Genomic DNA, 13,844 nt, shown 5'->3' with positions numbered 1-13,844 from the left:
AGAGCCCATGGCACAGGGCTCTCGTCGTTCGCGCGCGGCCGATGGTCGGCGGCGGAGTTCGGCGCGCGATCCACGCTCGTCCGAGCAAGCGCGGCGGGTCCCGCGACGCGAGCGTGCCGGGCAATCTCGCTCACCGGTCTCGGTTGTGGAGACCGGTGAGCAGGAGATCTACGACGTCGATGCCGACACCGATCTCGATACCGATCTCGACTCCGATTCCGGGTCTCTTGTCGATCCCGACGTCGACGACGCCGAGGAGTCGGGCACCGGCCGTTCGGCATCGGCATCGCGGCGCACGTTGCGCGAGCGACGCACACGCACCGGCCGGCGCCGGCCGGTGGCGACCAGGGTCCGTGCGATCGACACCAGGCGTGCCGTGGTCCTCGCGTTGGTGCTCAGCGTGGTGGCACTGACGCTCGCGATGCCGCTGCGCACGTATTTCGCCCAGCACGCCGAGTTCACCCAGATCGCCGCATCGAATCAGCAGCTGCGTCAGCAGGTCGCCGATTACCAGCAGAAGGTCAACGAACAGAACGATCCCGCCTACATCGAGGCGAAGGCCCGCGAACGGCTGCAGTTCGTCAAGCCGGGTGAGACGCCGCTGGTGATGCTCTACCCGGGCGACGAGGAGCGTAAGGAGGCCGCCAAGCGCGCCGCCGAACACGCGAGCAATCCGTGGTACGGCAATCTCTGGGAAACGCTGTCGACGCCGGTGGGTACCAAGTAATCCGGTGGGCACCACGTAGGACCGGCGATCGTGTGACCGCAGCCGCTCGCACCACCTGGTACCAAGGGAGCGTGAGCATCTCCGAACCGAGCGACGACGCCCTCCCCGACAGCAGCGGTGCCGGCATCTCCGATGCGGATCTGACAACCGTCACCGCGCAGCTCGGCCGGACACCGCGCGGGGTCGTCGAAGTGAGTTACCGCACCCCCGACGGTGTTCCCGCCGTGGTCAAGACCATGCCCCGACTGCCCGACGGCACACCGTTTCCCACGCTCTACTATCTGACCGATCCGCGGCTCACCGCCGAGGCCTCCCGGCTGGAATCTGCCGGCGTGATGAAGGAGATGACCGCCCGGCTCGGTGTCGACGAGCACCTGGCCGACGGTTACCGGCGGGCTCACGAGTCCTATCTGGCCGAGCGGAACGCGCTCGGATCGCTGGGCACCGACTTCACCGGAGGCGGTATGCCCGACCGGGTCAAATGCCTGCATGTGCTCATCGCCCACTCGCTGGCCAAGGGGCCGGGGGTCAACCCGCTCGGCGACGAGGCGGTGGCGCTGGCCGCCGAGGGCCCGCTGCGCGGCACCGCGATCCCGGCCGACTGGCCGCATCTCGGTGGGGACGACCGATGACGACCGTGGCCGCCGTGGACTGCGGCACCAACTCCATCCGCCTGCTGGTTGCCTCGGCCGAACCACCCGGAACCCTCGTCGACGTGCACCGCGAGATGCGGATCGTGCGGCTTGGCCAGGGCGTCGACGCCACCGGACGCTTCGCCGACGAGGCGATCGACCGTACCCGGATCGCGCTCGCCGACTACGTCGAGGTGATGCGCTCCCTGCAGGTCGAGCGGGTGCGGATGGTGGCCACCTCGGCCACCCGTGACGCCACCAATCGCGACGCCTTCTTCGCGATGGCCGCCGAGTTGCTCGGCTGCGTGGTGCCCGGCGCGTCGGCCGAGGTGATCAGCGGTGACGAGGAGGCCAGGCTCTCGTTCCGGGGAGCCGTCGGCGAACTCGAACCGTCGGCCGGGCCGTTCGTCGTGACCGACCTCGGCGGCGGCTCCACCGAGGTGGTGCTCGGCGGATCAGGCGAGGGCGCGGCCGACGGTGTGACCGCTGCGTATTCGGCCGACGTGGGATGCGTGCGAACCACCGAGCGCTGCCTGCACTCCGATCCGCCCACCAGCGGCGAGATCGCCGCCGCGCAGACATTCATCCGCGAGCGGTTGGCCGGCGCGTTCAGCGCTGTCCCGGTGGAACAGGCCCGCACCTGGGTGGGCGTGGCAGGCACGATGACCACGCTCGCTGCCGTCGCCGCGGGCATGAACGAGTACGACTCCGACGCGATTCACCTGTCCCGCATCGGCTTCGACGATCTCGACGACGTGTGCCGACGGCTGGTGGCGATGCCGCGGGCGCAGCGCGCTGCACTCGGGCCGATGCATCCGGGTCGCGTCGACGTGATCGGTGGCGGCGCGCTCATCGCCACCGAACTCGCGCGGGTGCTGTCCGACCGCGCGGGCATCACCGAACTCGTGGTGAGCGAGCACGACATTCTCGACGGCATCGCGCTGGGCCTGCTGGACTGACCCGCAATCCCCCCGACACAGGGGAGGGTGTCAGGCCGGCTGCCGCAGCGAGATGTTGTTGCAGGCCTCGCACACGTCCTCGGGGATCACGTTGTGTCGCTGCAGGAAACCGAAGATGACGCAGCCCAGGCAGAAACCGAACACCGATTCCAGGGTTGCGGCCACGATGAGCACCCCGACCACGATCTGGGCGGCCAGGCCGAATCCCAGCAGACTCAGCACCAGCGCGGTGGTGGAGACCACCAGGCCGATGGTCTGGGCGAAGCGCTTCGGCGGGCCGGGCACCAGCTTGCTCTTGCGCACGATCTTCGGGGCGATGACCCGCACCGAGAGCTGACCGAACGGAGAGAACCGGGGGCCGGCCATCACCCGGAGCCCGAAGCCGACGGCGAGAAGCGCGTACAACGCCCAGTGGTTGACGATGATCGTCACGACCGCCAGCGCCACCACCAGACCGGCGGTGGAGCGTGCCGCGTACTCATTGACGGGGTTGGGAAACGTGAACAGCGACGGCGTCGCCACGTCTGCCTCCTGTAGATACCTGCTGGGGGATCGAGCCACCACGGTGGCTCACAACAGCACGAAACTACGCGGCGTGCTCCGTTCGGCCAAACGTTGTGCCCACGCTGAGCGAAACCCGGCGCTCGGGAATGTTGTGGGGGGTCAGTAGTCGTCGGGATCGGGGACGTCCGGGGATTCCATCATTCCGGCGAGGGTGGCGGATTCGGCCTCGTCGCCGCTGAGGATCTCCGCGGGCGGCGCGTCGTCGAGGTCGTCAGGAACCACCGGTGCCTCGAAGGCGCCCTCGAGGTTGAGTACCTCGGGGGCCGGTTCCTCCACCAGGACCTCCGCGTCGGTCTCCTCGAGTTCGGCGTCGATCACCGACAGTTGCGCCTCGTCGGCCTTGGCCTTGCGTGCGGCATCGCGCATCTCGAAACCATCGGTGATCGCGTCGCCGATCTCGCGTGCGATGTCGGCCACCGCGGTGGTGATGATCGTGGTGATCCGACCGACATGAGTCGCGGTGGACTCGACGAGTTCCTGCACGAGATCCTTGTTGCGTTCCATGCGGTCGACCATGGTTTCAGCTTACTCCGGCAGGTTTGCGCCGTTCGATGTTGACGACGAGATCATTGTCGTCGGTGGTCATGGAGTTCGGCAGCGAGAGCTTCGCGATCTTCGTCCAGGTGGAAAGCAGTTGTGTGTGCAGCGGACCGGTGTTGTACGGCAACCCGTAGCGTTCGCAGATCTCGCGCACCTCGGCCGCCATCTGCGGGTAGCGGCTCGCCGGGATGTCGGGGAACAGGTGGTGTTCGATCTGATGCGACAGGTTGCCGCTCATGATGTGGAACAGCGGACTGCCGGTGATGTTGGCCGAACCGAGCATCTGCCGCAGGTACCACTGTCCGCGCGTCTCGTCCTGGCAGTCCTCGGCCGCGAAAGTCTGTGCACCGGTGGGGAAGTGGCCGCAGAAGATGATCGAGTACGTCCACACGTTACGCACCAGGTTGGCGGTCGCGTTGCCCAGCAGCGTCGGCAGGAAGAAGGGCCCCGACAACGCAGGAAACACCACGTAGTCCTTGAGCACCTGGCGGCTGGCCTTGCGCCACATCCCCTTCACCAGGCCCTTGACGTCGGTCCACTTGCGCTTGCCGGCGATGATGTTCTCGGTCTCGAGGTCATGCAGCATCACGCCCCACTCGAACAACAGCATCAGTCCGGTGGCGTACACGAGATTGCCCAGGTAGTAGGGATTCCACTGCTGGTCGCGGGCCATGCGCAGAATGCCGTAACCGATGTCGCGGTCCTCGCCGATGATGTTGGTGAAGGTGTGGTGCATGTAGTTGTGGCTGTGTCGCCACTGGTCGGCCGGACACACGGTGTCCCACTCGAATTCGCGGGAGTTGTAGGTGTCCTCGCGCATCCAGTCGTACTGGCCGTGCATCACGTTGTGGCCGATCTCCATGTTGTCGAGGATCTTCGACACGCCCAGGGCGCCGACACCGGCGAGCCACGCGGGCGGGAACCATCCGACGAACAACAGTGCGCGGCCGGCCACCTCGAAGCCGCGCTGTGCGCGGATGATCGAGTAGAGGTATTCGCGATCCTTGGCGCCCAGGTCGGCGGCCACCCGCGCCCGGAGTTCATCGAGTTCGCGGCCGAGCGCCTCGACCTGTTCGTAGCTCAGATTGACGACGTTGTGCGGCGGTGCGGCGCGCAGCGCAGGTGGGGCCACAGCGGTCTCGGGTCGGGAGGTGTCGGGACGGGGGGCGTCGTCGCGGGCAGCGTCGGGGAGAAGTTCGGAACCGGTCGGTTCGGAAACAGTCAGTTCGGAAACGGTCAGTTCGGAAACAGTCATGGCTATACCTCGATTTCCACGTCGCCGACAGGGGCATTGATACAGAGCTGGATCTGCGTGTCGGCTTCGGTGTCGGTGTCGCCGGTCAGCACGTTGCGGGTGCAGCCGGATTTCTTGATGGCGGTGCAGGAGAAGCAGATCCCCATCCGGCAGCCGGACGCGGGACGCAGCCCCGCGGCCTCGGCCTGTTCGAGGATGGTCCGGCCGTCGTTGGCCGTGGAACTGCCCGATCGGGTGAAGGTCAGGGCGCCCGACACCGGCTCGTTCGGATCGACGGCTGCCGGGGCGGCCGGGCGGAACGATTCGGTGTGCAGGCGTGCACCGGGATGTTCGGCGGTGACGTGATCGGTCACCGCGTCCATCAGGTCGCGGGGTCCGCAGACGAAGATGTCGGCGGAGTCGATCCCGGCGATGTCGTCGAGATGACCGGGCGTGAAGTGGCCGTGCGTGGCATCGGCATCGTCTCCGGCATCGCGGGTGTAATGCAAGCGCAGGTCGATGTTGTCGTGCACCCGTGCCAGCGCGGCCAGTTCGGTGCGGTAGGCGACGTCGTCCTCGCCGCGGGCGTAGTGCACCACCGTGATCGGATTCGTGTGCAATTCCGATACAAGTGTGCGCAGCATCGACATGATCGGGGTGATGCCGCTGCCGCCGCTGACGAGTACGGTCGAGGACCGCAGATCCGACGGCAACACGAAGTCGCCCGCGGGCGCCGACAACCCGTACACGTCACCCACCCGGGCGTGGTCGCGCAGGTGGCGGGAGACGAATCCGTCGTCGTGTGCGGTGATGGTCAGTTCCACGTCGCCCGACGGCCCGGCGGCGTTGGCAGGGGAGAAGCAGCGGACGTGTTTCACTCCGTCGATAACGACCTTGAGCTGGATGTACTGTCCGGCGAGATGGCCGTGCCACTGACGGGTGGGCCGAAGGGTCAGACGGACGGTGCGGTAGGTGGGGTGGTCGATCGAGACCACGCGGGCGCGCAGCTCGCGCCACGTCAACATCGGATCGAGAAGTTCGAGATAACGGTCGACGGGATGGGGTGACAACCCAGATTCCACTATCGAACCGACGAGATCGGGAAGGCGGATCGCCATGGGCTGGCTCCGTTCGGGGTCACTTTCGGTGTACGTATGTACACCAAGAAGTGTGCCACACGTTCCGGTTACCCCGTCAAGTGCCGGTTTCGTGACGGCGCTCACAATCCGGGCAGGGTGCACCCCTGCCCGACGGCTGCCTGGCCGTAGAATCGGCGGGGTGACCCGAGCCCGTCGACCCAGTTCGTCGCATGTCGCGCGTCCGGGCAGGGTCCACCTCGACGGAGAAAGCCGGGCCGACCGCAAGAACCGGACCCGCCAGGCGCTGCTGGACACCACGCTCGATCTGGTTTCCGACCGCAGTTTCGCCAGCATCAGCCTGCGGGAGGTGGCCCGCGGCGCCGGGATCGTGCCCACCGCCTTCTATCGGCATTTCGCGTCGATGGAAGACCTCGGCGTCACATTGGTCGAGGACTCCATGCGCGTGCTGCGGCGCACCCTGCGCGAGGGACGCCGGGATCTGGCGGCCCGCCAAGCGCTCCCGACCGCGCAGAGTTCGCTGGCGATCCTGCTGCGTCACGTGCACGAGAACGAACCGGCATTTCGGTTTCTGGTTCGCGAGCAGCACGGTGGCGTGGCCGAGATCCGGCGTGCCATCGATACGGAGTTGCGACTGTTCTCCAAGGAACTCGCCATCGACCTCTCCCGGCTGCCCGACCTGGCCGCCTGGAGTGCGGACGACCTCGAGCTCGCGGCCGAACTGATCGTGACGATCATGCTCACCGCGGTCGCGGATCTGCTCGACGGCGAACATCGCGGTCGCGGTGCCGAATCAGAGATCGTGGGACGCACCGAACGCCAACTGGTGATGGTCTTTCTCGGCATGGAGCGCTGGCGCTCGTCCATCGACGACTGAAGTGGGCCGGCGGACGTCGAGCGTGCCCACATCCGGGTTGAGCGTGCCCACATCCGGGTCGAGCGTGCCCACATCCGGGTTGAGCGTGCCCACATCCGGGTTGAGCGTGCCCACATCCGGGTTGAGCGTGCCCACATCCGCGGCGGTTGAATTCAGCGCGATTCCAACGGTGTCTGCGATGCGCGGGTCGGGTGAGACTGGCGGACGCCGCTGCGCGGGTGTCAACCCGGGTCCGGTCACCACGCATGTCCAACCGTCAGGAGTTCCGTGTCCACCGAGAACATCGCCGACCAGATCGACTTCGCCTACTGGGTCCCCAACGTCTCCGGTGGCCTCGTCACCAGCACGATCGAGCAGCGCACGAGCTGGGATTACGACTACAACGTGAAGCTGGCCCGCACGGCGGAGAACAACGGGTTCTCCTATGCGCTCTCGCAGGTTCGCTACGAAGCCAGCTATGGTGCCGAATACCAGCACGAGTCAACGAGTTTCAGCCTGGCTCTGCTGCTGGCCACCGAACGGCTCAAGGTGATCGCCGCCGTTCATCCCGGGCTCTGGCATCCCGCGGTGCTGGCCAAACTCGGTGCCACCGCCGACCATCTGTCCAACGGTCGCTTTGCGATCAACGTCGTGAGCGGCTGGTTCAAGGACGAATTCACCCACCTCGGTGAACCCTGGCTCGAACATGACGAACGCTACCGTCGCAGCGCCGAATTTCTCGAGGTGATCCGCAAGATCTGGACCGAGGACGACGTGGATTTCCGTGGCGACTTCTATCGCATCCACGATTTCACCCTCAAGCCCAAGCCCCTGAACACCCCGGAACGCCCCAATCCCGAACTCTTCCAAGGAGGTAACTCCACTGCGGCGCGCTCCAACGGCGGCCGGTATGCCGACTGGTACTTCTCCAACGGCAAGGATTTCGACGGGGTCACCGAACAACTCGACGATCTGCGTGCGGTGGCGCGAGCGCACGACCGTGAGGTGCGCTTCGGCCTCAACGGCTTCTTCATCGTCCGCGACACCGAGGCCGAGGCCCGCGACACCCTCCGGGAGATCGTCGAGAAGGCCAATCGTCCTGCGGTGGAGGGTTTTCGGGACGCCGTGCAGCAGGCGGGCAACGCGACCGGCGACAAGCGGGGCATGTGGGCCGACTCCAGCTTCGAGGATCTGGTGCAGTACAACGACGGTTTCCGCACCCAACTCATCGGAACACCCGAGCAGGTGGCCGAGCGCATCGTCGCCTACAAGCGTCTCGGGGTGGACCTCATCCTCGGTGGCTTCCTGCACTTCCAGGAGGAGATCGAGTACTTCGGCAGTCGCGTGCTCCCGCTCGTGCGTGAGATCGAGGCCGCCGAGATCGGAGCAGCGGATCGGCCGGTCCGGGTATAACTGTGACCGTGACACGCGAGGACACGGAGAAACTCGACGCGCCGCTCGTTCCGGTCCTCTCCGTTCAGCACGCCGTCGCCGCAGCACGTGAGCTCGCGGGCCGGTTCGCCGAGGACGCCGCCGAGCGCGACCGTGATCGCCTGCTGCCCTACCCTCAGCTCGATGCGTTGTCGGCGAGCGGATTGCTCGCGATCTCGGTGCCCCGGCATCACGGCGGCGCCGACCTACCGCCGAGCGCGGTGGCCGAGGTGACCCGCCTTCTGGCGACGGCCGATCCGAACATCGCGCAGATCCCGCACAGCCACTTCGTCTACCTCAATCTGCTGCGGCTGGCCGCGTCCGATGATCTCGCCGCCCGCATGTTCGCGGGGGTGATGCGAGGCGGCCGGATTGCCAATGCGCAGTCCGAGCGCGGCGGAGCGACCGTTCGCGACATCGCCACCACGCTCACCCCCGCCGGTGGGCGGTTCGTACTCGACGGCGAGAAGTTCTACGCGACCGGATCGCTGTTCGCGCACACCCTGGCCGTGCTGGCCCGTCTCGACGCCCCCGCGTCCGGGTTGGTGTCGGGCGAGTACGTGGCGTTCGTGCCGGCCGAGGCCGACGGGATCCGCATCATCGACGACTGGAATGGCCTCGGCCAGCGGACCACCGGATCGGGAACCGTGCGGTTCACCCAGGTAGTTGTCGAGGCCACCGACCTGGTGGCCCGGGCGCCCGCGGTGGCGCGACCCACCGGCTACGGCGCGTACGCGCAGCTTCTGCACGTGGCGATCGACGCCGGGATCGCTCGCGGTGCGTTGGAGGCGGCGGCGGAGTTCGTGCGGACCCGGTCGCGTCCGTGGTTCGAGGCCGGTGTCGCTCGCGCCGATCAGGACCCGTTGACCGTGCAGCGTTTCGGCGAACTCGGGGTGCAGGTGGCGACGGCCGAGGCCACCTTGGAAGCCGCGGGGCGAGCCGTCGACCGTGCCGTCGCGGCGGTGGACGGCGACGCCGGGAACGGGACGCCGGACGACACCACCGGCAGGGTGGCCGATGCGGTGGCCGAGGCGTCGATCGCGGTGGCCGTGGCCAAGGCGGTGGCCGACACGGCGGCCACGTCGGTGAGTGCCGCGTTGTTCGAGGTCTCCGGTACCCGCAGCGCCGGCGCCGATCTGGTGCTCGACAGGTTCTGGCGCAATGCCCGCACCCATACGCTGCACGACCCGGTCCGCTGGAAGTACCAGCACATCGGCCGATGGGTGTTGCGCGGCGAGAAGCCACCGGTGCACGGGGTCATCTGATCGAACGAACTCCGGTGGCGCAAATCCCGCTGACCGCCTGCATCGGCGTCGCGGTGGCCGCGGCGTCGGAGGGCGCCGATATGCTCGGTCCATGTCGGGTAGCCGGGTGAACAGCCAGTTCGGCCCCTACCGTCTCGACGAGTTGTTGGGACGCGGGGGCATGGGCGAGGTGTACCGCGCGTACGACACCGTCAAGGATCGCGAGGTGGCGCTCAAGCTGCTCAATCCCGGCTTGGCCGACGACGCGGTCTACCAGGAGCGTTTCCGCCGTGAGTCACATGCGGCCGCGCGTCTCGGCGAGCCACATGTGATCCCGATCCACGACTGGGGCGAGATCGACGGGGTGCTCTACATCGACATGCGGCTCGTGTCCGGAGTGGATCTGCGGGCGGTGTTGCGTGCCGAGGATGAGCTCTCGCCCGAACGCGCGGTGGGGATCATCGAGCAGGTCGCGTCGGCGCTCGACGCCGCGCACGCCGACGGCCTCGTTCACCGCGACATCAAACCGGAGAACATTCTGGTGGCGCAGAACGACTTCGCGTATCTCGTCGACTTCGGCATCGCCCACGACGCGGAAGACACCCACCTCACCCAGGCCGGTACCGCCATCGGGTCCATCGCGTACATGGCGCCCGAATTGTTCGACGCGGTGCCGGTGAGTGCGGCCAGCGACATCTACGCGCTCACCTGTGTCCTCTACGAATGCATCACCGGCAGTGTGCCGCACCCGTCGGACACCGTGAGTTCGGCCATCAAGGCCGCGGTGATGGCACCCGCCCCGCGTCCCAGCACGGTGAACTCCGACGTCCCGGCGTCTTTGGATGCGGTGATCCGACGCGGACTCGATGCCGACCCGTCGCGGCGATACCGCACCGCCAGCGAGTTGGCCGCGGCCGCGCGGCGTGCGCTCGCCCCGGGTGTGGCCGGCGAGGAAGAAGTGTTCGCCGAAAACGGTGACGACACCACCCACGTCGTGACCGCGCCACCGACGGTGATCGGTGCCCTGCCCGACGACGAGGCGGCCCGCGCCACGCAGATTCGCCCCACCCCGGTACCGCCCACCCCGATACCCCCCAGCCCGATGCCCCCCAGCCCGGTGACTCCGGGAACGCTCAATTACTCGGGGCCCCAGAACTATTCGGCACCGCAGAATTTTTCGGGACCCCAGAACTATTCACAGCCCCAGAACTATTCGGGACCCCAGAACTATTCACAACCACAGAACTATGCACAACAGCCGTTCGATCAACCGCGTCCGGGGCCCGTCGTCTACCCTCCCGCGTACCAGTCGGGGTATGCGCCGCGCCGCGACCGATCGCTGACCGTGCCGCTGATCGGGGTGATCGCTGTCGCACTGGTGGGGCTGGTGATCCTGGGGGCGTACTGGCTGCTGTCCGGCAGCGGCTCGGATGGCAAGTCCGCGGCGCCCTCCTCGCCGCCGGTGGTGACGCAGTACGTGCAGCCCGAACCGCCCAGCGCCCAGCCCGCCCCCACACCTCCGCCGGGAGCGAGTCCGTGCGACGCGACCGTCGCCACCGGAACCGCGGTCACGAGTTGCCCGTTCGCGCAGGCGGTGCGCGACGAGTACCTGCGCACCGGCACCAAGGGCGAGGCGCGTACGATCAACGCCTTCAGTCCGGTGACCGGTCTGAGTTACTCCATGTCGTGCGCACCCGAGGGTGGCATCGTCACCTGCCGCGGCGGCGACAACGCCGTCGTGTACATCTACTGAAACGGGGTCGACGACGTGTCGAGGCGCGTGATGTTCGCTGCGGGTGTCGCAGCGATGCTGCTGATGACCGCGGGTTGCGCCACCGGTGGTTCGGATTCGGCGGCGGTGTCACCGGTGACGGTCACCGTGACCGGGACTTCTCCGAGCCCCGCCTCGCCGGCCTCGCCGGCGTCGGCGCCCCCGTCCGGGGCGGGTGCCGCCGCGCTTGCGCCGGGATTCGCGGCTGTTGCGGCCGGCACCGGTCTGACCGTTGGGATCGCCATCGCTCCTGTCGGACGGAATTCGGCCGCACAGATCGTGCTCGGCGACCGCACCCCGCGCGTCGCATGGTCGACGATCAAGGTGCCCCTGGCCGTCGCAGCCGAGCGCGCGAACGGGTCGTCGGCCGCGGAGACCAACGCAATCGTCAACTCCGACAACGCCTCCGCGGAGCAGCTGTGGTCCTCACTCGGCTCCGACGCCGAGGCGGCGCAGCGGGTCACCGCTGTGCTGCGCGAGGGCGGCGACACCCGCACCCGGGTCCCGGCCGAGCATCTGCGTGCCGGGTTCACGATCTTCGGGCAGACGGTGTGGACGCTGCCCGCCGCCGCGACCTTCACCGCGCACCTTCCGTGCATGCCGACCACCGCGCACGTGATCTCGCTGATGGGCGAGGTGGCGGGCAACCAGCAGTGGGGGATCGAGGCGATGCGACTGCCGCGGTCGACGGCCGTGAAGGGCGGCTGGGGTCCCGGCGTGGACGGCGGCTACCTTGTGCGCCAGATCGGTCTGATCACCTACCGGGACGGTACGAAGACGGCGGTGGCGATGAGTGCGGTCGGCGGGTCGATGTCGGCGGGAATCGCGGCACTCGACGCCGTCGGCACCTGGCTCGACAAGAACCTCGCAACGCTGCCCCGCGGCTCCTGCTGACATGACGCGCGTCGGGCGGCCGGGACGCGCATGGTGTGCGCCCTCGCTTGTCCAGGCGGCCTGTCTCTTTCTCACCGGTTGTCTTGTGCCGGCCGGTTGCGCGGCCACGTCCGAACCAACCACATCCACCCCGTCACCGCGGGCGGCCCCGAGCGCCTCGTCCGCGACCCCCGAGTGCGCCAGGATCACCGTGGCGCTCGACCCCGGACACAATCCCGTCGTCGTCGACGGTTTCGACCCGGTCACCGGGGCGTCGATGCGCGACTACCCCAACGGCGCCGTGGACGGGGACGTCTTCGCCGTCGCGATGCGGGTACGGCGTGAACTGGAGGGCGGCCGATATCGGGTGGTGCTGCTGAAGACATCGGTCGGCGAGAGTGTCACCTATCGGGAGCGGGTCGACCGTGCCGCTGCCGCTGGCGCGCGCCTGGGGATCAGCATTCACACCAGCCCGGGAATCAATGCGGTGTTCGAACAGCGTGTGGGCCTGTACCGCGCGGGACCCGACGCCACCGGTGCCACGCGGCGGGTGGCGTTCACCAACGCCGTCACCGCCGCGGCGAGCCACCGATACGCCACCGCCATCGCCAGTTCCCGCAGCGTGTCACAGCGGGTGCCCGTGGTGGTCACCGACAACGACTTCGGCGGGCGCGCACCCCTGTGGTCTGGCAACATCCCGGTGATCGCGCTCATCTCCGACGCCGTGCCGTGGGTGTACAACGAGGCGGGAACCGCCACCGCCGGCGGGTCGACCGCGTTGCCACCTGCTTTTCTGACGGCCTACGCCGACGGGATCGTCGACGGGGTGCGCTCGGCGCTGCCCGTCGACGCGCACGGATGCGCGACGCGTTGATCGCGAATGGTGACCTATCCGTGACGGATCAGCACTCGCCGGTGACCACCGCACCGGCATAGTCTTGTGACTCATGTTGCTGAAGGGGTTCATGTGATTAAGAAGCGGTTCACCCTGACGGTCGTCGCCGCGCTGGTCTGTGCGGTGATCGTCGGTGCCCTTGCCGGTGTCGCGGGCACGGCGCAGGCCGCGCCGCCCCCGTTTCGCCTGCCTCCGCTTCCCGAGCCGCTGGCCACCTGGCTTCGGCCGCCCGTCCCGCCCGCGCAGAAACTGGCTACCAGTTACGCCGCATTCGAGAAGTCGCTGCGCAAGACCAATCCCGGTCAGGTCGGCGTCGCCCTGGTTCCCGTCGGCACGGATAGCCCCCTCCTCTTCGGGACGCTGCGCACCGGCCGCGCGTGGTCGACCCTCAAGGTGCCCGTCGCGCTGGCCGCCGAGCGTCGTAACGGCCCGTCGATCGCCACCCAGGAGAACAAGGCGATCACCTTCTCCGACAACGACGCCGCCAGTGCCCTGTGGGGGTCGCTCGGCGGTGGCCGGTCGTCGGTCGACGCGGTGACGAAGGTGCTGCGGGAGGGGCACGACGTGCGCACCCACGTGCGCTCCGAACTCGACACCCCACCAACTTTCCCCGGCGACACCCAGTGGGCGCTGGCCGACCAGGCGGTCTTCGGCGCGCACCTGCCCTGCATGCCGAAGAGCGACAACATCATTCGGCTGATGAGCGCCGTCGCACCCAACCAGCAGTGGGGAATTGCGCGCATCGCCCGGCATCGGGAGGCCGTCACCGCGGTCAAGGGAGGTTGGGGTCCGGCCACCGATGCGTCGCCGGCATATCTGGTGCGGCAGCTGGGGATCATCTCGACGTCGGGCGGGCAGGTGGCGGTGTCGATGGCCGCCCGGCCGCGCAGCGGCAGGTTCGAGGACGGAACCGCGATGCTCACCAAGGTGGGGGATTGGCTGGGCCGGAACTTCTCATCGATCCCGGCCGGTCGGTGTCTGCCCTGAGATGTGTCTGCCCTGAGAGGTGTGTGCGCTGAGA

The 13,844-nt window shown here is 68.0% G+C and carries 14 protein-coding genes; 10 read left to right on the top strand and 4 right to left on the bottom strand.

What is annotated here, in order from left to right:
* The first annotated feature begins 7 nt into the window (after nucleotides 1-7).
* From ACWDTD_RS18340 to ACWDTD_RS18330, 3 genes are all read left to right on the top strand, one after another.
* Nucleotides 8-727 (top strand): septum formation initiator family protein, encoded by a 720-nt coding sequence (locus ACWDTD_RS18340; protein WP_449748565.1) that lies wholly within the window; start codon nucleotides 8-10, stop codon nucleotides 725-727.
* Between the two features lie 71 nt (nucleotides 728-798).
* Complete coding sequence (locus ACWDTD_RS18335; RefSeq protein WP_449748564.1) at nucleotides 799-1,359, top strand: DUF501 domain-containing protein; 561 nt, start codon at nucleotides 799-801, stop codon at nucleotides 1,357-1,359.
* Nucleotides 1,356-2,318: a Ppx/GppA phosphatase family protein gene (locus ACWDTD_RS18330; protein ID WP_449748563.1), complete on the top strand. Its 963-nt coding sequence runs from the start codon at nucleotides 1,356-1,358 to the stop codon at nucleotides 2,316-2,318. The genes ACWDTD_RS18335 and ACWDTD_RS18330 overlap by 4 nt, the downstream gene beginning before the upstream one ends.
* Before the next feature lie 30 nt (nucleotides 2,319-2,348).
* Here the strand turns inward: ACWDTD_RS18330 and ACWDTD_RS18325 are convergent, their stop codons facing one another.
* The 4 genes from ACWDTD_RS18325 to ACWDTD_RS18310 all read right to left on the bottom strand — a co-directional run bounded on the left by ACWDTD_RS18325 (nucleotide 2,349) and on the right by ACWDTD_RS18310 (nucleotide 5,774).
* Nucleotides 2,349-2,840: a DUF4395 domain-containing protein gene (locus ACWDTD_RS18325; RefSeq protein WP_449748562.1), complete on the bottom strand. Its 492-nt coding sequence runs from the start codon at nucleotides 2,838-2,840 to the stop codon at nucleotides 2,349-2,351.
* 141 nt (nucleotides 2,841-2,981) lie between these two features.
* On the bottom strand, nucleotides 2,982-3,398 hold the full coding sequence (locus ACWDTD_RS18320) for a hypothetical protein (protein WP_449748561.1): 417 nt from the start codon (nucleotides 3,396-3,398) through the stop codon (nucleotides 2,982-2,984).
* A 4-nt stretch (nucleotides 3,399-3,402) separates the two neighbouring features.
* Nucleotides 3,403-4,677, bottom strand: coding sequence for a fatty acid desaturase family protein (locus ACWDTD_RS18315; RefSeq protein WP_449748560.1), 1,275 nt, complete (start codon nucleotides 4,675-4,677; stop codon nucleotides 3,403-3,405).
* Between the two features lie 2 nt (nucleotides 4,678-4,679).
* Entirely contained in the window at nucleotides 4,680-5,774 is a 1,095-nt protein-coding gene (locus ACWDTD_RS18310; RefSeq protein WP_449748559.1) for a ferredoxin reductase, read from the bottom strand.
* A gap of 160 nt (nucleotides 5,775-5,934) precedes the next feature.
* On the opposite strand from ACWDTD_RS18310, the gene ACWDTD_RS18305 reads away from it, so the two are divergent.
* From ACWDTD_RS18305 to ACWDTD_RS18275, 7 genes are all read left to right on the top strand, one after another.
* Complete coding sequence (locus ACWDTD_RS18305; RefSeq protein WP_449748558.1) at nucleotides 5,935-6,630, top strand: TetR family transcriptional regulator; 696 nt, start codon at nucleotides 5,935-5,937, stop codon at nucleotides 6,628-6,630.
* 267 nt (nucleotides 6,631-6,897) lie between these two features.
* Complete coding sequence (gene sfnG, locus ACWDTD_RS18300) at nucleotides 6,898-8,022, top strand: dimethylsulfone monooxygenase SfnG (protein WP_449748557.1); 1,125 nt, start codon at nucleotides 6,898-6,900, stop codon at nucleotides 8,020-8,022.
* Between the two features lie 8 nt (nucleotides 8,023-8,030).
* On the top strand, nucleotides 8,031-9,305 hold the full coding sequence (locus ACWDTD_RS18295; protein ID WP_449748556.1) for an SfnB family sulfur acquisition oxidoreductase: 1,275 nt from the start codon (nucleotides 8,031-8,033) through the stop codon (nucleotides 9,303-9,305).
* 91 nt (nucleotides 9,306-9,396) lie between these two features.
* Nucleotides 9,397-11,037 (top strand): protein kinase domain-containing protein, encoded by a 1,641-nt coding sequence (locus tag ACWDTD_RS18290; protein WP_449748555.1) that lies wholly within the window; start codon nucleotides 9,397-9,399, stop codon nucleotides 11,035-11,037.
* A gap of 30 nt (nucleotides 11,038-11,067) precedes the next feature.
* Nucleotides 11,068-11,949 (top strand): hypothetical protein, encoded by an 882-nt coding sequence (locus ACWDTD_RS18285; protein ID WP_449748598.1) that lies wholly within the window; start codon nucleotides 11,068-11,070, stop codon nucleotides 11,947-11,949.
* 190 nt (nucleotides 11,950-12,139) lie between these two features.
* The gene (locus tag ACWDTD_RS18280) at nucleotides 12,140-12,802 is read left to right on the top strand and encodes an N-acetylmuramoyl-L-alanine amidase (protein WP_449748554.1); all 663 of its coding nucleotides are present in this window, start codon (nucleotides 12,140-12,142) and stop codon (nucleotides 12,800-12,802) included.
* A gap of 93 nt (nucleotides 12,803-12,895) precedes the next feature.
* A complete protein-coding gene (locus tag ACWDTD_RS18275; protein WP_449748553.1) occupies nucleotides 12,896-13,810 on the top strand; it encodes a hypothetical protein in 915 nt (304 codons plus the stop codon).
* The last annotated feature ends 34 nt before the right edge of the window (nucleotides 13,811-13,844 follow it).

The organism is Gordonia sp. NPDC003425, assembly GCF_053588635.1.
Note: the sequence above shows the minus strand (reverse complement) of the source record. Positions and strands in the feature narration are given on the sequence as shown.